This window comes from Streptomyces sp. NPDC104313 (assembly GCF_055583985.1).
The window spans coordinates 13,193-31,195 of the sequence record NZ_JBVJMW010000010.1; the positions used below are offsets into that span (position 1 = coordinate 13,193).

16 protein-coding genes are annotated in these 18,003 nt (G+C 68.4%); 10 read left to right on the forward strand and 6 right to left on the reverse strand.

Annotated features, from left to right (window positions below; translation table 11 throughout):
- Positions 1-12: 12 nt before the first annotated feature.
- Positions 13-402 carry a YybH family protein gene (locus ACZ60Q_RS22975; protein ID WP_469637633.1) on the forward strand — a complete coding sequence of 130 codons (390 nt, stop codon included), beginning with the start codon at positions 13-15 and terminating at the stop codon, positions 400-402.
- A gap of 77 nt (positions 403-479) precedes the next feature.
- Here the strand turns inward: ACZ60Q_RS22975 and ACZ60Q_RS22980 are convergent, their stop codons facing one another.
- Positions 480-986 (reverse strand): abscisic acid-deficient protein Aba4 family protein, encoded by a 507-nt coding sequence (locus ACZ60Q_RS22980; RefSeq protein ID WP_469637636.1) that lies wholly within the window; start codon positions 984-986, stop codon positions 480-482.
- A 14-nt stretch (positions 987-1,000) separates the two neighbouring features.
- A complete protein-coding gene (locus ACZ60Q_RS22985; protein WP_469637639.1) occupies positions 1,001-1,912 on the reverse strand; it encodes a hypothetical protein in 912 nt (303 codons plus the stop codon).
- A gap of 405 nt (positions 1,913-2,317) precedes the next feature.
- Here ACZ60Q_RS22985 and ACZ60Q_RS22990 point away from each other — a divergent pair, with 405 nt between their 5' ends.
- From ACZ60Q_RS22990 to ACZ60Q_RS23000, 3 genes are all read left to right on the forward strand, one after another.
- On the forward strand, positions 2,318-3,508 hold the full coding sequence (locus tag ACZ60Q_RS22990; RefSeq protein WP_469637642.1) for an acyl-CoA dehydrogenase family protein: 1,191 nt from the start codon (positions 2,318-2,320) through the stop codon (positions 3,506-3,508).
- A 178-nt stretch (positions 3,509-3,686) separates the two neighbouring features.
- Complete coding sequence (locus tag ACZ60Q_RS22995; protein WP_469637645.1) at positions 3,687-4,160, forward strand: MarR family winged helix-turn-helix transcriptional regulator; 474 nt, start codon at positions 3,687-3,689, stop codon at positions 4,158-4,160.
- A gap of 109 nt (positions 4,161-4,269) precedes the next feature.
- Complete coding sequence (locus tag ACZ60Q_RS23000) at positions 4,270-5,715, forward strand: MFS transporter (RefSeq protein WP_469637648.1); 1,446 nt, start codon at positions 4,270-4,272, stop codon at positions 5,713-5,715.
- A 122-nt stretch (positions 5,716-5,837) separates the two neighbouring features.
- On the opposite strand, the gene ACZ60Q_RS23005 is transcribed toward ACZ60Q_RS23000, so the two are convergent.
- Both ACZ60Q_RS23005 and ACZ60Q_RS23010 read right to left on the reverse strand, forming a co-directional pair.
- Positions 5,838-6,086, reverse strand: a complete 249-nt coding sequence (locus tag ACZ60Q_RS23005; RefSeq protein WP_469637651.1) for a hypothetical protein — start codon at positions 6,084-6,086, stop codon at positions 5,838-5,840.
- A 230-nt stretch (positions 6,087-6,316) separates the two neighbouring features.
- Positions 6,317-6,988: a ScbR family autoregulator-binding transcription factor gene (locus ACZ60Q_RS23010; protein ID WP_469637654.1), complete on the reverse strand. Its 672-nt coding sequence runs from the start codon at positions 6,986-6,988 to the stop codon at positions 6,317-6,319.
- 725 nt (positions 6,989-7,713) lie between these two features.
- Here ACZ60Q_RS23010 and ACZ60Q_RS23015 point away from each other — a divergent pair.
- From ACZ60Q_RS23015 to ACZ60Q_RS23035, 5 genes are all read left to right on the forward strand, one after another.
- Positions 7,714-8,355, forward strand: a complete 642-nt coding sequence (locus ACZ60Q_RS23015; protein ID WP_469637657.1) for a ScbR family autoregulator-binding transcription factor — start codon at positions 7,714-7,716, stop codon at positions 8,353-8,355.
- Positions 8,356-8,853: 498 nt separating this feature from the next.
- Positions 8,854-9,999 (forward strand): IS701 family transposase, encoded by a 1,146-nt coding sequence (locus ACZ60Q_RS23020; protein WP_469638310.1) that lies wholly within the window; start codon positions 8,854-8,856, stop codon positions 9,997-9,999.
- Between the two features lie 145 nt (positions 10,000-10,144).
- Positions 10,145-10,987, forward strand: a complete 843-nt coding sequence (locus ACZ60Q_RS23025; protein WP_469637660.1) for an AfsR/SARP family transcriptional regulator — start codon at positions 10,145-10,147, stop codon at positions 10,985-10,987.
- Between the two features lie 441 nt (positions 10,988-11,428).
- A complete protein-coding gene (locus ACZ60Q_RS23030) occupies positions 11,429-12,736 on the forward strand; it encodes a hypothetical protein (protein ID WP_469637663.1) in 1,308 nt (435 codons plus the stop codon).
- A gap of 151 nt (positions 12,737-12,887) precedes the next feature.
- Positions 12,888-13,298, forward strand: a complete 411-nt coding sequence (locus tag ACZ60Q_RS23035) for an FKBP-type peptidyl-prolyl cis-trans isomerase (RefSeq protein WP_469637666.1) — start codon at positions 12,888-12,890, stop codon at positions 13,296-13,298.
- Between the two features lie 216 nt (positions 13,299-13,514).
- On the opposite strand, the gene katG is transcribed toward ACZ60Q_RS23035, so the two are convergent.
- On the reverse strand, positions 13,515-15,770 hold the full coding sequence (katG, locus tag ACZ60Q_RS23040; RefSeq protein WP_469637668.1) for a catalase/peroxidase HPI: 2,256 nt from the start codon (positions 15,768-15,770) through the stop codon (positions 13,515-13,517).
- 380 nt (positions 15,771-16,150) lie between these two features.
- Between katG and ACZ60Q_RS23045 the strand changes: the two genes are divergently transcribed.
- Positions 16,151-16,561 carry a Fur family transcriptional regulator gene (locus ACZ60Q_RS23045; RefSeq protein WP_469637671.1) on the forward strand — a complete coding sequence of 137 codons (411 nt, stop codon included), beginning with the start codon at positions 16,151-16,153 and terminating at the stop codon, positions 16,559-16,561.
- A gap of 51 nt (positions 16,562-16,612) precedes the next feature.
- On the opposite strand, the gene ACZ60Q_RS23050 is transcribed toward ACZ60Q_RS23045, so the two are convergent.
- Positions 16,613-17,833 (reverse strand): metallophosphoesterase, encoded by a 1,221-nt coding sequence (locus ACZ60Q_RS23050; RefSeq protein ID WP_469637674.1) that lies wholly within the window; start codon positions 17,831-17,833, stop codon positions 16,613-16,615.
- Positions 17,834-18,003 lie beyond the last annotated feature (170 nt).

The following is an 18,003-nucleotide window of genomic DNA, read 5'->3' on the forward strand; positions in this document are numbered from 1 at the left end:
AAGGAGAAATGCGTGTCCGAGGACCTGGCATTCTGGAACAAGATCGCCGGCAAGTACGCGGCCCTTTTCAACGCACACGACACGGAAAACCTCTACGACTTCTATTCCGACGACGCGGCGCTGGTCCTCGAACCCGGGTACGCGCTCCAGAAGAACGAGGAGATGAAGGCGGGCATCAAGCAGTACTTCGCCGATCTGACCCCCGAGCTGACGGTCGACGTCCAGCACGCCTACCGGGCGGGAGACGTCGCGCTCATGATCGTGAACTACACGCTGGCGACGACCGCGGACGGCGTGACCTCGACGAAGGAGGGCCTTGCGACGGACGTCGCGATCAAGGACGAGAACGGTGAGTGGCGCTACGCCATCGACAACCACTACGGCACTGAACTCACCGCCTGAGTCGTCCCGCACGAGGAAACGGAGAAGGGACCGGAGTGATCCGGTCCCTTCTCCGCGTGGAGTGTGGTGCGGGTGGGTCAGAAGACGGTGGCGGGAACATTCTGCTCGGTATCGGCGGAGTCGGCGGCCTCCTCCTGCCGCTGACGGCGCCGCAGGATCGGCCGGACGACGACCAGGAACAGGAGCAGGCAGAACTGGGGGAACAGGAACACCACGAGCGCCAGCACGCTGATCAGCGGAGTCTTGGCCTTCAGGTCGTGCAGGCGCTGGAACATCCACATCGCGGTGAACAGGTCGAGCGCGACGATGGCGAGCCAGGCGCCGATCTGGATGTTCTGGATCGCGAAGAACTCGACCAGGCCCTCGTAGTTCGCGAACGGCGCGGTCGTCGACCCGAAGAGGACCTTCGTCAGCGCGGGCAGTTCGGTGATGAGGTAGCCCACGGCACCGGCCAGTGTGGGAACCACGGCGATCGGCACGGTGATCTTCTTGGTCACGTGCCACTGGGGAGCGACGATCATCAGCACCCACATCGGGATGGTGACCGCCTGGAGCGCCGGAATGATGAAGTCGTTGAAGGACATGTTGGTGATCTCCGTTAGAGGTTGACGGACTCGGGTTCGGCCGCTCGCTCGGGGGCGGGTGGTATCGGGGGAGCGTCGGACGGATGACGGCGGGCCCAGACGATCCCGGAGAGGACGCCGGCCAGGACAGCGCCGCTCGCGATGAGCGTGGGTGCGCTGGGTTCGAACGGCGCCTCGCCGGCCAGTGCCTGCACCAGCGAGATGAGGAAGACGGCGGTGTAGCCGGCACCGAGTACCCAGACCATGCGGCGGTCGACCCAGCGGCTGAGGAACATGGCGATCAGCGGGAGGAGTTGGAAGGCGTGCAGACCGATGAAGTGCGAGACGCGCAGGTCACCACCCTCCGCGGCCCAGAAGATGACCGGCGTGACGTCGTGGTTGATGTCCGCGCCGACGGAGTGGGCGCCCACGACGTCGTTGGACCAGCCGCCGGGCTCGGTGGGGAAGGCCATGTAGATGCCCACGAGTGAGCTGGCCACCAGCAGCCACGTACCGATCTTCAGCGCGAGCAGTACGGGGGGAGCGGCGGCGCGCTTCTTGAGCACCACCGCCACGAGGAGCAGATTGATCACGACGAGGGTCGTCGCGATGGCGCCGACCGACTCGAAGATCACCGCGTCGGGGATCGTACGGAAGTTGAAATGGACGGTCGTGCCGCGGAGCGTCTGGAGGTCGAGGAAGAACATCTCGGCCCAGACCGCCACCACGATCCAGTTGCCGAACTTTCTGGCTCTGCGTTCGAGCGAACCGGACGTCTTCTCCAGCAGATGGACCAGTGCCCCGAGCCATGCCGTGTAGACGATGAACGACAGGCTGAACTTGAGCGGCTTGATCCAGGCCGGCGACTGCCCGTACATGCGATCGTCGACCGCGATCCCGACGGCGTGGAACAGGCTGACCACGACCATCGATCCGGCTGTGATCATGAGTGCCGGATGCCAACGGACTAAAGCGCGCACGGCCTTGCTCCTTCGGTTGGGGTGAGTGCCCGCCCAGGTGACGTCGGTCCGGCTGAGGGCTGGGCCGGTGCGAACGACCCGTACCGGTGACGACAGCGGTTCAGCGGCTCGCCGGCCGAGCGCCTCGAAGTGACGCCGAGGGACGTGTCGCGGAGCATCCTGCGAAATGCGTTCGCGTTCCCCGGGACGCTCATGCCCCTGTCCTCCGGGAAATGATGTGCATCGAGCGTATAGAGACTGCTCAGGCACCGTATTGGTACGAGTCCCAAATTCCCGCGGCCGTCTTGTGCCGCGAGCGCAATGCGCCTTCCGGAGACATGCCGTTCACTGGCGGGGCGAGGTCGAAATGCACGACGAGTGAGGAGCAGAACAGTGTCGTCAGCTGTGAAGGATGAGGGTTCGCTCTCTGTGGACGACGTCATCGAGCGGGCACGTGGTCTTGTTCCGCTGCTGCGTGCGAACGCGGAGAAGACCGAGCAGGCCAACGCGGCCGTGCCGGAGAACATCGCGGCGCTGCGTGACGCCGGGTTGTTCCGCATCCCGACGCCGCAGAGCATGGGCGGGCTGGGGCTCGGCCTGCGCGCGGAGGTCGGTGTGGCCGCCGAACTGGCCCGCGGCTGTCCCTCCACGGGGTGGTTGCTGATGGTCAACTCCGCGGGACGGGGCCTGCTCCAGGGCATGTTCCCCAAGGACGTGGTCGCCGAGATCTACGCCGCCGATCCCGATGTCAGCATCGCGAACGCCGGCGTCGGCGGAGTCGCGGCCAAGGCCGACGGAGGCTACCGGCTGACCGCCGACACCACGTTCGCGTCGGGCTGTCTGCACTCGGACTACACCCTGGTCCTGCTGAACTCCGTCACCGCCGACGGTGAGCCCCAGATGGCGCTCGCCTCGGTCCTGGTGCGCACCGGCGATGCGGAGATCAAGGAGGTGTGGGATGTCGCGGGCATGCGCGGCACCGGCAGCAACACCGTGGTGACGAAGGACCTGTTCGTGGCGGACAAGCACGTGGCCTATCACGCGATCGACCCCGAGACCGGTGCCCCCGAGGGCATGGGGACGTCGACACACACCCTCACCGCGTCCGCCAACGTGCTGGCGCCGCTGGTGGGCGCCGCCCAGGGCGCTCTCGACCTGATCAAGGAGTCGTTCGACAAGGGCAAGCCCGTGTTCCACACGACGCACGGCGCCGTCGCCGACTCGCCGGGCGCCCGTGCGTGGCTGGCCGAGGCGACCCACCACATCGACGTGGCATGGCAGCACCTGTGGCTCGTCGTCGATCAGCTGGAGCCCGCGCTGGAGCAGCACACCGAACTCTCCGACGCGGAGCGGACCCGGATCCGTATGTACGTCGCGAGCGCGGTCCGAGAGGCCCGCCAGGGCCTGAGCAAGGTCATGGACCTGGGCGGTGCGGGTGGCTTCGCCAGCGCGAACCCGCTCCAGCGCTACTTCCGTGACTTCGAGACAGGCAGCAGGCACTGGACGCTGAACCCGTTCATCGCGCTGGAGGACTACGGCACCGCGCTGCTGGGCCGGGCTCCGCTCGCCTCCATCGCCCTCTGACCCTCTCGCGCGTGTGAGGTACCGGCAGGCACAGCCCGCACGGGCGCTGTGCCTGCTGAGTCGCGTGTGCTCCGGGCGACCGCCGGTGACTTCGCGGATCCTCTCGGGAGCTCGGGCCGTGCCTGAAAAAGACACTCGTGGATAGTTTCGTAATCCACTAGTTAGGTACGCTGGCGTAATGAGCGCACAAACGACTAGTGACCTGGTGGTGCAGTTGCAGCTGCTCGGCCGGGACATCGAACTCGAAGCAGCCAGGCGGCTGGAGGAGATGGGCACATCGCTGCGTGTGGTGAGCGTGTTGATGTGTGCAGACGGCAACGGAAAGACCCAAGGTGAGCTCGCGGAGCTCGCCTGCCTCGACAAGTCCACGATGGTCCACACGCTCGACGCGCTGGAACGGAGCGGCCTCGCGACGCGCAAGCCGTCGGAGAGGGACCGCAGGGCACGCGTGGTCGACGTGACCGATGAGGGCCGCAAGCTGATTGTGGCTGCCGAGCCCGTACTGGGCGAACTCTATGAAGGGGTGCTCGGCAGATTGCCGGAGGCGGACCGCCGGCCGTTCCTCCGCTCGCTCTCCAAGCTCGTCGACGGCCGCTCCCCGGAGCCGGTCGTGACGGCCGAAAGGCCACCCAGGAGGCGTTCGACACGTTGAGTATCCGCAGGTCAGGAGCGTGCTTGCGAAATAGATCGTCTATTGTGCAACCATCTGCTAGTGTGTTTGCTTACTGACAACACGCTCCTGACCCCTAGGGATCGAGACAATGGACACCGCTCGCTCGCGATGGATTGCACTCACAGTCCTCTGCATTGGCACACTGATGACGATCCTCGATGAAACGATCGTCAATGTGGCGTTACCCGTGATGCGGGAGGAGCTCGGGTTCTCCCAGGGGGGCGTCTCATGGGTCATCAACGCCTACCTGATCGCCTACGGCGGCCTGCTCATCTTCGCCGGACGGCTGGGTGACCTGATCGGCCACAAGAACGTACTGCTCCTCGGCGTATCGCTCTTCACGGTCTCGTCCGTGGTGGCGGGCTTCTCGCAGAACGCGCCCACCCTGGTCGCCGCACGGTTCGGGCAGGGCGCCGGTGCCGCGCTGGTCACGGCGGTGACCCTCGCGATCATTGTGATGATGTTCCAGGATCCCGGTGAGCAGACCAGGGCCATCGGCTTCTACAGCTTCACCTTCGCCGGCGGCGGCGCACTCGGCCTGATCGCCGGTGGTGTGCTGATGCAGCTGACCACCTGGCACTGGCTGTTCTTCATCAACCTGCCGATCGGTGTCATCAGCGTCATCCTCGGCTGGAAGCTGCTCCCCAGCGGCAAGGGACTCGGCCTCTCCGCCGGCCTCGACGTATCGGGTGCGGCCCTGTTGGTCTCGTCCGTCTCGCTGCTCGTCTACGGCATCGTCAACGCCGAGCACAACGGCTGGACCGGCAACACGCTGGCCTATCTGGCAGGTGCGGTCGTCCTGATGGTCGGCTTCGTTATCCGCCAGAAGAAGGCCAAGGCGCCACTGTTCAACCTCAACATCCTGAGCGACCGCGACGTGGCGGGAGCCAACATCGTCCAGTTCCTCGTCTCGGGCGGGCTCTACGGATCGTTCTTCGTGGCGACGCTCTACCTGCAGCAGGTCCTTGGCTACACGCCGATGGAGATGGCGCTGGCATTCTTCCCGCTGACGGTGATCACCGCCCTCGCCTCGATCGCGCTCAGTCCCTACCTGACCGGGAAGCTGGGCGAGCGGATCGGGCTCATCATCGGCCTCGCGATCTTCCTTGCCGGAGCGCTCTTCCTTGCCCGTACGCCGCTGGAAGCGACGTACGCGATGGACGTACTGCCCTCGATGCTCCTCCTCGGCCTGGGTATCGGTCTCTGCCTGCCGCCGATCATGAACCTGGCGATGTCCACCGCCAGCGAGGACGAGGTCGGGGTGATCTCCGGTCTGACCAACTCGACCGGACAGGTCGGTGGCGCGCTGTGGGTCGCGATCGTCGCCTCGGCCGCGGGCTCCGTCACGGCCTCCCGGATGGACGGGGGCACCAACGAGCGGGAATCCGTGAACGCCGGTCTGATGTACGGCAGCCTCACCCTCGCGGGAGCGCTCGTCATCGCGCTTGTCGTAGCGGCGTTCGTGATCCGCAAGCGGTCGGCGGCGCCGGCCGCCGACGGGGCCGCCGTCAAGGACTCGGTCCACGTGGCCTGACGTATTCGCTCGCTGAACTCCGCGATCTCCTGGTGCTTCCCGCGATGCGGAGCGGCGCCAGGAGATCCGTTCTGTTCCCGCCCCTGCCGGCAGGTCCTGCCGTCGCGCTCGCGGCCACCCGGTCACGGGGCGGGGAGGGCGGACGCGGACGACGGGGCGATGCCCGCCGGTGCGCCGGGAACGGCCCCGGCGGGGGCAGGGGCGTCCAGCGGGCCCCCTTGCCGCTTGTGCCGCCCCGAGAACATACCGATCGTCCGGTAGGTGTGCCGCGCGGGCATGACCACGCCCCGACGTTCAGGGTCGTCCGGAACCGTCTGACCGGTCCCGTCGAGCCGGCACACCGCGGCGAGCGCGTCGGTTTGCGTGGACATCCGACCATGAGGGACTCGGCAGGGGCGAGGACGCGTCCCCGCCGGGCGGGAAGAGCCGCACAGCACCGTGCGGGTGACGGCCTCTCGGGCGGTGGGGCGTCTCGCGGGCGAGGACAGCACCTTGGGAGGGCAGGCCTCTCGCTGCGCCCGAGGAAGGCGTATGTGCCCCGCCGCCCGCGGTGGGCATGGGCCGGTGGAGGCGAGGGGCCGTGCGGGGACGGTCGCCCGCCTCAGGCCGCATCCCCGCAGGCTTCCACCATGTCCCACTTCTGGGACCAGACCTCCTCCGCCGCACTCCCCTCGGGGTTCAGGTGCTCCCGTGCCGCCTCTGTCGACAGCTGGGGCAGGACAAGCCGCCAGTAGCGTGTGACGGCATGCCGCGCGTCCCACTGCGCGCCCGTGCGGTTCAGGGCGTCGAATCCGGCGACAACGGCCACGATGGCGAACGCGGCGTCCTCGACCGCCACTTGGGGCGCCAGGCTGCCCTGGTCCCGGGCCACGGTGAGCATCAGCTGAACCCAGTCCTGCCACTGCTCCCACAGTTTGACGTCGCTCTGCCAGGTCGGATCGCTGCCGAGGCCGAACCCCGCACGCAGGACCGGGTCATCGCGCAGATCGCGGGCGAGCACGTGCGAGGTGTCGACAAGGAGTTGCAACGGGGAGGGGTGGCGCAGCGGCACCCGTCCGGTCAGGCGTAGCAGGATCTGTGCCGCGATCAGTTCGACCGCCTCCCCGAGAGCCCTCTTGTTCTTGAAGTGGAAATGCAGCGCACCGTTGCTCACACCGGCCCGTGAACTGATCGTTGCGATGGATGCTTCCGCGTATCCCGCGCGGTCGAAGACCTCCGCGGCCGAGCGGATCAGTTCCTGGCGAGTGAGAAGGGCACGGTGCTGCTTGGCCATGTGGAGCTCCGATGGCAGTGAGAGGCGTCTCATACACACGAGAACATGCCACAGACCAACCGTGGGTAACCACCGGTTGAGCTCTGTCGATGCAAGACCTGACCGGATCCTGACCGTCCGCGTTCCAGCGTCCGCTGCCCAGGGGGGTGGGCGTCGTTACCGGCGCGCCCGGAGCGCGCTCTTGAGCAAATGCCGTGCGCCCTACGATTCTACCGGCTGTATGAGGCGGACAACAGAGAAACGCCATGAACCGAAACTTCGGCACGTAACGAACTACCCTGCGCGGCACCGACCGATGCGACAGCTCCCGTATCTCCCTGCCCCTGCCTCTGACCCCGTCCCCGGCCCGGTGACGGAACCCCGCTGTGGAGTCGGCCCGGACGAAGCCGGACGCGGGGGATGGTTTCCCCCCCCTCGAACTCCCCGACACCCTTTGGCTGGATCACGAGGATGTGGCCGCACCACGAAGAAGGCGCCGCGGCCGGTGAGGGCCGGCTCGCAGGGGTGGTGCGGTCGCTGAGGAGCCTCCGCCCGCCGACCGAGCACTCTGTGGCACGGGAACGATCTGGACTCTGCCCGATGACCATTGCCAACAAGCCCTTCCTGGCTGGTTGTTGGTGCATCGCAAGGTGAGGTGCTGTTAAGGTACCGGCCCTCCGGTCTGTATTGAGCTCAGGTAAAATTGAGTTCAAACCTTGCCAAAAGTCACGTCATGGAGGCGCGAGTTGACCAGGCAGGAACGTGCGCTCCGCACACGAAGAATGATCCTTGAGGCCGCCGCCGAGATGTTCAACGAACTCGGATACGACGCCACCACCATCAGTGGCCTCATCGATCGGATCCAGCTCACCCGTGGTGGGCTCTACTTTCACTTCACCTCGAAAGAGCAGCTGGCGCGTGGCGTGCTCGAAGAGGAGATCTCCCTGGACGGCTTCGTGCCGCAGGCGTTCAAGCTGCAGGAATGGGCGGACCTGGCGCTGCTGCTGGCCCATCGGCTGCCTCGGGAGCCGGTGTTGAGCGCCTCGATTCGACTGTCCGTCGACATCAAGGCCCGCGACCTGTTCGGCACGCGCTGGCCCGACTGGACCGAGATGGGCAATGAATTGCTCTGTGAGGCCAAGGACCGGGGCGAGTTGCTGCCCCATGTCGACCCGTGTGAGACGGCACGGCTGTTCGTCGGCGCGTGGACCGGCGTGCACCTGCTCACGGAGGTGCTACCCGACGGGGACCTTTCCAAAGAGGTGTCGGGCCTCCTCGCGCTGGTACTGCCCAATGTCGCCTGCGCCGGTGTCCTGGCGAAACTCGACACATCACCGTACCGAGCCGAACGTCTCCTTGGCGCCGCTGGTGTCCCGCAGCCCTCGTGACCGTACCGGCGGAAGTGGTCACGAGTTTCGTCCGAACCGTGCGGTATCACTCGTCCGGCCCGGCGGGGTGCTGTCGAAGCGCCCCCTGGGCACCTGAACCTCCGGGTCACCTGAGCTTCCCCGCCGTTGTCCGAGGTCGCCGGAGCGTCCCATTTCTGGAATTCCTGTTCTCTATTGTCGCTCTCCCCCTCGTACTACTACCATGCGGCATTCGCCGCGTCCTGTTTCTACATCAACTCTTAACGTCCGCGTAGGGTCGGCCCCTCGGCCAGACAAAGTGACTCGCCGTCATGAAAGCGCGTTCCTCCAGGTCACGTCGGTGATCTTCGAGTCTCCCGGGCGCCAGGGCCTGTAAGGATGCAGGGGCGAGCCTGTATAAATAAAGCGGATGTCAGGCCTCTTTTGAGGGAGGGGGCGAGCTCTCAGGCCCGCAGCGAGGCGGGTCGTTTCGCTGTCGGACCGGCGTAGCACGGGGGAATTGTGGACCTGAATGCACGACTGTCCGACGGCGCGCGAGTGGCGGTTTCGGAGCCGCCCGCTCTGGATCCTGAGCTCTGCGCACGGCTGTTCGGCGCCCTGCGCCGCGCCAGTCAGCGCAGCAAGGCCGAGCAGTACGTACACAGCCTCCTGGCGCTGCCGGGGCGAAAGACGCTGCGCAACATCGCGACGCAGTTCGACGGAGCGGCGGCTCAGCAGAGTGTGCATCACTTCATCAGCACGTCACCGTGGGAGTGGATGCCCATACGGCATGCCCTCGCCCGGCAGGTCCGGCGGACGCTGGCTCCCGAAGCCTGGGTCATCAAGCCCACCGTGATTCCCAAGGTCGGGTCGCACTCGATCGGTGTCGACCAGCAGTACCTGCCGCGCCTCGGGCAGACGATCAACGGCCAACACGCTGTGGGGGCCTGGCTGGCCTCCGATCGCAGTGCCGTGCCCGTCGACTGGCGACTGCAACTGACCGGCCGCTGGCTGGAGGACGATCCACTGCGGCGGCGTGCCGGCATCCCCGACGACGAGACGGCCGGAACCCTGGAAGCGGGCATACGCAACTCGGTCGCCCAGGTCGTGGTGCCCGGCGGCATGCCGGCCCCGCCCGTCGTGGTGGACGTCGACGGCATCGATGCCGTGGCCCTGGCGCGACATCTGTCCACCATGGGTCTCGCGTACCTGGTGCGCCTTGATCCTGCCGCTCAACTTCGTTTGGACCGAGCCAAGTTGCCGAAATTCAGCGACCGTGCACGGACCGCGGGCGAGCTGGTCGCCTCGATGACCCGCTTCCGTCACCGTGTGAACCCGGGCGGCGACCTCGCGACGGCCGTCGCGATCCCCGTGGTCGCCCCGCCGGGCGAGTGGGCCGGGGGGATGTTGTTGGTGGGGGAGTGGCGCGATGTGGCGGCGGATATGCGCCTGTGGCTCACGACCGCCGACCCGCCGCCGCTGTCGACCCTGTTGCGTCTGGCTCGACTCTCATCGGTCGTGGCTCGCGATTTCGGCGACATCTCGGAAGGCGTCGGGATGACGGACTTCGTGGGGCGATCGTTTCCGGGCTGGCACCGCCACGTCACGCTCTCCTCCGTCGCCCATCTCATCGCCGTCCAGGTGCGGGGCGCCGCGGATGAGGTGTCCACGAGGGCCGTTGGGTGAGCTGGGCCACAACTACCAACCTACTGTCCGGTAACATGACACTCTCGCCTCCGGACGTGATGGTCAATGGGCGTCCGCTCCCTAGTGTCTGGAACCGACACACCAGCAGCGCGGGCGCGCGGGCGCCGGAACGGGAGCGTGGGCAGTGCAGTTCAACCTTATTGGACCTTTCGGAATCGTGACCGACGGCGGCCAGGCTTACGCTCCCAAGGCTCCCAAGATCTGCCAGATACTCGCGGTGCTCGCGCTCCAGCCGGGCGAAGCCGTCGCCGCCGATACCCTGGTCAGGGAACTGTGGGGTGACAATGCTCCAGGTAACGCGATCAGAACCCTGCAGACGCATGTCTACCACGCACGCCAGATGCTCGAGGACGCACAAGCCGATTGCCCGGTGCGCGAGTTACTCATGACCCAGGCGCCCGGTTACCGTCTCGACGTCGTCGCCGACGAGGTCGATGTGCATATCTTCGAGCGGTTGGTGCGAGGTGCCCAATGGGAGCTGAGCGAAGGCTCCCCGGAGCGGGCGGGAGAGTATCTCGACCGCGCCCAGAAGCTGTGGCGCGGCCCCATGCTGAGCAACATACCCGTGGGTTCCCGGCTCACCGGGCGTATCGCGCATCTGGAAGAACTCCACATCCGTTTCCTGGAGTTGCGCGTGGAGACCGAGAACCGCCTCGGCCGCTACCGGGAGTTCCTGCCCGAGCTGCGAGCCCTGGTCCACGACTACCCGCTGCACGAGTGGTTCCACGGCCGGCTCATCTCGTCGCTGCATCGTGCCGGGCGTCGGGGCGAGGCCCTGGAGGCCTACCAGAACCTCTACCGCATCCTCAAGCGTGAGCTCGGTCTTGAACCGTCCACGGACGTGCAGCGACTGCAGGCCGAGATATTCCACGCGGCCACCCAGGACGCGGTCCAGCTGTGCCCCCGCAGGAGCACCGCGCTGCAATCCGCCGCCACTTCGCTGTGGGAACCCGCCGTCGCCAGCTGACGAGATGGACCGGGCCGCTGTGTGCCGAGGCCGCAGCCGTCCTCGCCGCGAGCACCCGAAAGCCGGTCAGGGAAGTCCAGTGATCCCACATCGCGGAGTAAGCCGAACAGCGCGGCGGACCGGCCGCTGTGTCAGCGGCGGACAGGCGCGGGGTGTCCCGGCCGAAGTGGCGCTGCCTTCCACCATCCACGACGAGCTGGGTGGAGTCGCGGCCAAGCCCTCCCGGTTCGGGAGCTGGAGTCAAGGCTCTCCGTCATGGTCAGGCGCCCCTCCAGGCGCCGTGGCAGCCGAGGCCCCTGCCGGCCCGACACCAGCCCGCCGACGGCGACACGGTCCGGTGTAGGGCGGGAGGCGTCCGCCAGCTGCCGTCCGAGAGGACGGGAACACACCGCTTCCGTCGGATGTCAGCCGTAGGCTGCTGTGAGAAACAAGGGGGAGACCATGATCGACTACCGCAAGGCAACCGTTCCGGTGTGGACGCTCGCGACCGGTGACGTCCGGGTGCCCGCAGTGGTCGCGGACGAGCCGATGACGGCCGAGCGCCTGGGTGAACTGCGCGGCGTGCTGGCCGCGCTGGCCGACGAGCCGATCGCCACACTTGAGGTGCATCCGCTGCCCGGCGAGCTCGACCGCAGCCGAGGCATCCCGCTCGATTCCGTGAGTCCCCTGGCACAGCACCTGTCGCAGCTCGTCACGCGGACAGCACGAAATTCCTCTACGGCGGCCACGGCGACCGCCGCCGGCGAGAACCTGTACCGCATGGTGATTCCGGCGAAGGTCGCCGCCCAGTTCGGTCAGGGCGTCGTTCGCCCGATGGTGGCGAAGGGAGTGGCCGGTGGCATCCACGGTTCCCTCGTGAACTCCACGGGCATCGTCGCCAACGCGCCGTTCGTGCCGGTCGGTAGAGCGGCGGCAGCGGGCGCGGTCGGTGGGGCCGGTGCTACAGCAGGCGTCGCGGCCACCGGCGGCGCGGCGCTCACCGTGGCCGCGCCTCTCGTGCTCATGGCCGTAGCGGTGGGGGTGAGTGCGCATGCCGACCACAAGCGCCGGCAGGCCATCGAACGCATAACGGAACTGCTGGAGCAACTGCACGAAGAGAAGCTCGATGACGAGCACAGCGAACTCGACGGCTGCCGCGACGCCATCGACAAAGCCACCGCCATCCTGCTCGACCAGGGCAGGCTCGGGGCCTCGCTGGGACTGGACTCGGCGGTGCATGCCATCAACACCGCGCTGGGCGCCGCTGACCGCCGCCTTGCCCGGTGGCGGAGCGCACTCGGCAGGCTGCCCGACGGCGAGGCCGTCGAGATCGGCACACTGACCAAGTCGTTCCCCGGCGTCGACGACCAGGGTGGAAGGTTTCGCACGCACCTCGAACTCGCGGCTCTGGCAGTCGCGTTGAAGCGGCGGGTCATCGTCCTGCAAGCCGTCGAGCATGCCCAGAACGACCCGGGCAATCTGTTCCGGAACTTCACCCGCGCACTCGGGCGCGACCAGCAGCGCCTCGACGAACTGGAGTCAGGTATCGCCGGCGTCCTGGTACGCCTGTCGGCGCTGGAGCTGGCCCGCCCGAACGGCTTGCGGCCCGTCTTCACGCCTGGTGAAGTCGATCGCCTGATGCGCGCGACACACCGGATTCACCAGTTGGGCGACGGTGTCACGGTCGCCTCCCGCACCACGGACGTCGCGATCGAGATCGCCCGCGACCGGGATGGCTCACTGGTCGTGTTCCCCGCGCTGCCGGCCTGAGGGCTGTCCCGTAGTCCCTGGCGGGCGGTGCGAAGGAGGCCCGTTCCGGTTGGGCGAGGGCTCTGCCGGTACGGTGATCGCCTGTCGCATGGAAGGTCCATGTGTCCGGCCGGCCCGTGCGCGGATTCCGGTGGTGAGCGATGGGACCGTGATGAGTGGACTGACGAAGCCCGGAATCGAGGTTCCGGTGGGTGCCGCGCCCACCGAGCTGACCATCCGGGACCTCGTGGTGGGAGAGGGACCTGAGGCACAGCCCGGCAGGGTCGTCCAGGTTCACTATGTAGGGGTCACGTTCGCGTCCGGAAGGGAGTTCGACTCCTCCTGGGAACAGGACCGGCCGTTCAAGTTCGCCGTGGGCGGTGGCAGGGTCATCAAGGGCTGGGACCGGGGGGTCAGGGGGATGAAGGTCGGCGGCCGCCGCGAGATCATCGTTCCCCCGCGTCTCGGTTACGGCAAGCAGTCGCCCTCCGTGTCGATCCCGGCGGACTCGACGCTGATTTTCGTCGTGGACCTGCTCACGGTCGTGGGCGGGCCCGCCGGAGAGAGGTCCGGCTCGGCCTGAACGCGGTGCCCCCGGCACACCACGCGCATACCCAGTCCCCGCACCCGGTAGACGCACCTGTCATCGCCCCACAGCGACGCGTCCGCCATCGCGCAGGGCCCCCGTGCGTCCGTGCCGCTCTCCACGATGTCCAGGCCCACCCGGATCAGCCGGTCGGCCGGCGCGACCCGGCCCGGTCGGGGCCCGCCGAGCAGCCGGCGGGCCCCGACCGCGCGGTCAGACCAGGTCGTAGCGGTCGAGGTCCATGACCTTGCTCCAGGCGGCGACGAAGTCCGTCACGAACTTCTGCCGAGCGTCGTCGCTCGCGTACACCTCGGCGAGGGCACGGAGTTCGGAGTTGGAGCCGAAGACCAGGTCCGCGCGGGTACCGGTCCACTTGACCCCGCCGGTCGCGTCGCGGGCCTCGAACTCGTCCTGCGCCGACGACGTCGATTTCCAGGTGATGCCCAGGTCGAGCAGGTTCACGAAGAAGTCGTTGGTCAGCGTGCCCGGGCGGTCGGTGAGGACGCCGTGCTTCGAGCCGCCGGAATTGGCGCCCAGCACGCGCAGACCGCCGACCAGGACGGCGGTCTCCGGGGCGCTCAGCGTCAGCAGGTTGGCCCGGTCGAGGAGCAGGTACTCGGCGGGCAGCCGGCTGCCCTTGCCCGCGTAGTTGCGGAAGCCGTCGTGCGCGGGCTCCAGGGCGGCGAAGGACTCGACGTCCGTCTGGTCCTGCGTGGCGTCGACCCGGCCCGCGGTGAACGGCACCCGCACCTCGACGCCGGCGTCCTTGGCCGCCTGCTCGACGGCCGAGTTGCCCGCGAGGACGATCAGGTCGGCCAGCGAGATCCGCTTGCCGCCCTTGGCGCCGAAGGACTCCTGGACGCCTTCCAGAGCCCGCAGGACCCCGGCCAGCTCGTCCGGGTCGTTGGCCTCCCAGCCGCGCTGCGGCTCAAGACGGATCCGGGCGCCGTTGGCGCCGCCACGCTTGTCGCTGCCGCGGAAGGACGCGGCCGACGCCCAGGCGGCCGAGACGAGCTGTGCCACCGTCAGGTCCGTGGCGAGCACCTGTTCCTTGAGCGCGGCGATCTCCGCGGCGTCCAGCGGCTCAGCGGTGCGCGCGGGCAGCGGGTCCTGCCACAGCAGCACCTCGGAAGGCACCTCGGCGCCCAGGTAGCGCTGGATCGGGCCCAGGTCGCGGTGCGTCAGCTTGTACCAGGCGCGCGCGAAGGCGTCCGCGAACGCGTCCGGGTTCTCGTGGAAGCGGCGCGAGATCTCCTCGTAGGCCGGGTCGAAGCGCAGCGACAGGTCGGTGGTGAGCATCTGCGGCTTGTGCTTCTTCGACGCGTCGTGCGCGTCCGGGATGGTCGCCTCCGCGTCCTTGGCGACCCACTGGTGCGCACCGGCCGGGGACGTGGTCAGCTCGTACTCGTAGGCGAAGAGGTTGTGGAAGAACTCGTTGCCCCACGTGGTCGGGGTGCTGGTCCAGGTCACCTCCAGACCACTGGTGATGGCGTCCCCGCCCTTGCCCGTCCCGTAGGAGTTGCGCCAGCCCAGGCCCTGCTCCTCCAGCGGCGCGCCCTCGGGGTCGGCGCCGACGCTCTCGGCCGGGCCCGCGCCGTGCGTCTTGCCGAAGGTGTGGCCACCGGCGATGAGGGCGACGGTCTCCTCGTCGTTCATCGCCATCCGGCGGAAGGTCTCGCGGATGTCGCGGGCGGCCGCGACCGGGTCCGGATTGCCGTTGGGGCCCTCGGGGTTGACGTAGATCAGGCCCATCTGGACCGCGCCGAGCGGGTTCTCCAGCTCACGGTCGCCGGTGTAGCGCTCGTCGTCGAGCCAGGTGGTCTCCGGGCCCCAGTAGACGTCCTCCTCCGACTCCCAGACGTCCTCGCGGCCGCCGGCGAAGCCGAAGGTCTTCAGGCCCATGGTCTCCAGGGCGACGTTGCCGGTGAGGATCAGCAGGTCGGCCCAGGACAGTGCCTGGCCGTACTTCTTCTTGACCGGCCACAGCAGACGGCGGGCCTTGTCCAGGTTGCCGTTGTCCGGCCAGCTGTTCAGCGGGGCGAAGCGCTGCTGTCCGGCGCCCGCGCCACCGCGGCCGTCGCTGATGCGGTACGTGCCGGCGCTGTGCCAGGCCATCCGGATCATCAGCGGTCCGTAGTTGCCGAAGTCGGCCGGCCACCAGTCCTGCGAGGTGGTCAGCACCTCGGCGATGTCCCGCTTCACCGCGGGCAGGTCGAGCCCCTGGAACGCGGCCGCGTAGTCGAAGTCCGCGCCGAGCGGGTTCGCCACGGCGGGGTTCTTGGCGAGGATCTTCAGGTTGAGGCGGTCCGGCCACCACTGGCGGTTTCCGCCGCCCTGCGTGGGGTGCGGCGCGCGGCCGTGGGCCACGGGGCAGCCGCTCGCCTGCGCCTCGGGCACCTCGGGGACGGCCGTCTCGGGCGAATCCGGGGTGACGGGATCAAAGACATGCGACTCGTGGTTCTCGGTCATGGCAATCCTTCCGGACCCGGTGGGTCGTGGGGCGCTGTACGGGGGGAGGAGGATTCGGTCCGTGCAGAAGGGGCACGATGTTCGCCGGGTCTCGCCGCGGCCGCCCGGACGTCTCACGGACCACCGGACCGGACGGTCCCTGGCGGTGCGACGAGGACGGTGCCCGGTCGGCGCCGCGCGGTCGACCGGCGGTGTCCCACCGCGTTTCTCTGCTGCCGAACCGGAGTCTTCCTGTCTCTTGTCTCTTGGATGTCGCCGGGATCGATCCTACGATGGACTTCGTCCAAGTCAAGAAGTGCGCTAAAACGATAATGGCCAGGGCGTGGCGTCGTCGGACCTCCGGGCCGCGCGTCCCCCCGCGAAGCGGAGCAGGTGACGAGATGAGCGACCTCCTTCGACGGCTGCGGGGCCGTGGCTGGCGGTTGACCTCCCAGCGGCGTGTCGTCGCGGAGGTCCTCGATGGCGACCATGTGCACCTGACGGCCGACGAGGTACATCTGCGGGCCGCGGCGAGGCTGCCCGAGATCTCCCGCGCGACCGTCTACAACACGCTGGGAGAGCTCGTCACGCTCGGCGAGGTGCTGGAGGTCTCCACCCTGGGCCGGGCCAAACGCTACGACCCGAACGCGCGTTGCCCCCATCAGCACCTGGTGTGCTCCGGCTGTCGCACGGTCCGCGACGTCCACCCGCTCGGCGACGCCCTCGGCGACCTGCCCGAGGCCGAGCGGTTCGGGTTCGACGTCGGCTCGGTGGAGATCACCTACCGCGGCCTGTGCCCGGCCTGTGCCTGACCGTCGGCCCGATCCACGCCCCCGACAGGTCCTGGGAGCCCCCGATACGCCCTAGGAGGAAGCGGACGGCTGTGGGGAGCGGAGCACGAGCAGGGTGATCTCGCTGGGGGCGAAGACGCGGAAGGGCGGGCCCCAGAAGCCGGTGCCGCGGCTGGTGTAGAGGAAGGTGCGAGCACCGTGGCGGCTGAGGCCGGCGACGGCGGGCTGGTCGAGACGGACCAGGTAGTGGAAGGGCCAGATCTGGCCGCCGTGGGTGTGGCCGGAGAGCTGGAGGTCGATGCCGTGGGCTGCCGCGCGGTCGATGAACTTGGGCTGGTGGGCGAGGAGGAGCACGGGGAGGTCGGGGTCGGCGCCGTGGAGGGCTCCGGCGAGGCAGGCGCGGTGGCCCGCCAGTCCGGAGGACTCGGCGGTGACATCGTCGACGCCGGCGACCACGAGGGTGTCACCGCCGCGTTCGAGCAGCAGGTGGCGGTTGCGCAGCGGCTCCCAGCCCAGCTCGTCCATCAGGTCGACCCAGCCCTGGGCCTCGCTGTAGTACTCGTGGTTGCCGGTGACGTAGACACGGGCCCGAGTGGCCTGAACGGTGCCCAGGGGAGCCGCCTGGGCGCGACGGCGTTCGGCCGTGCCGTCCGCGATGTCGCCGGTATGGCAGACCAGGTCGGCCTCCAGGGTGTTCACCGTCTCGCAGACCCGGGCCGACCAGTGGGCGCGGTCGAGCGGACCGTAGTGGGTGTCGGTGATCAGGGCGACTCGGGTTCCGTCCAACCCGGCTCCCAGACGCGGGAGTCGCACGTCGAGCCGGCGCACACGTGGCACCCGCCGGGCCTCGGCGTACCCCCAGACGAGCAGCACGGCGGCGATGCCGAGGACGGCCCAGGTGGCGATGCGCGCCCGGTCCTGTCCGTCACCCACGCCGGCCACGGCCAGGGCGAGCCGCAGCAGGACGCCGAACAGTACGGACCAGGTGAACAGGACCCAGATACCGCCCAGTAGCGTGTCACCGACGATCGCCGACCGGTCCTCTTGGCGCCGACCGTGGCCGCGCACCATCGCGAGCGGCATGCCGGCCAGGCCGAGGGCGAACAGAGCGGTGCCGGCCAGGGTGACGGGGAGCGGCCAATGCTGGCCGGTATGCAGAAGAACCCAGCACGGCACGGCCCACAGCAGGACCGGGGCGATCAGCGGGACATAGCGCATAAGACGTTGCAGTCGGCTCCGCCGCGCCCCTTGCGCCGCACCGGCGGCTGATCGGGTGTCACTGGTCTCGGTCACGCTTCCCCTCCTGAGGTTCTGTCCGGCGGATCGCGCCGTATCGCAGCCGGGCGGTGGCTACCGCACGGCGCAGTCGTCCTGTCGGCCGTCGGCCCGACACGATCCGCCGCCCATGCCCTGACGCCGCTGCGGCCCGAACTGCCGGAGCCGCTCGGACAGCTCATTGTGCC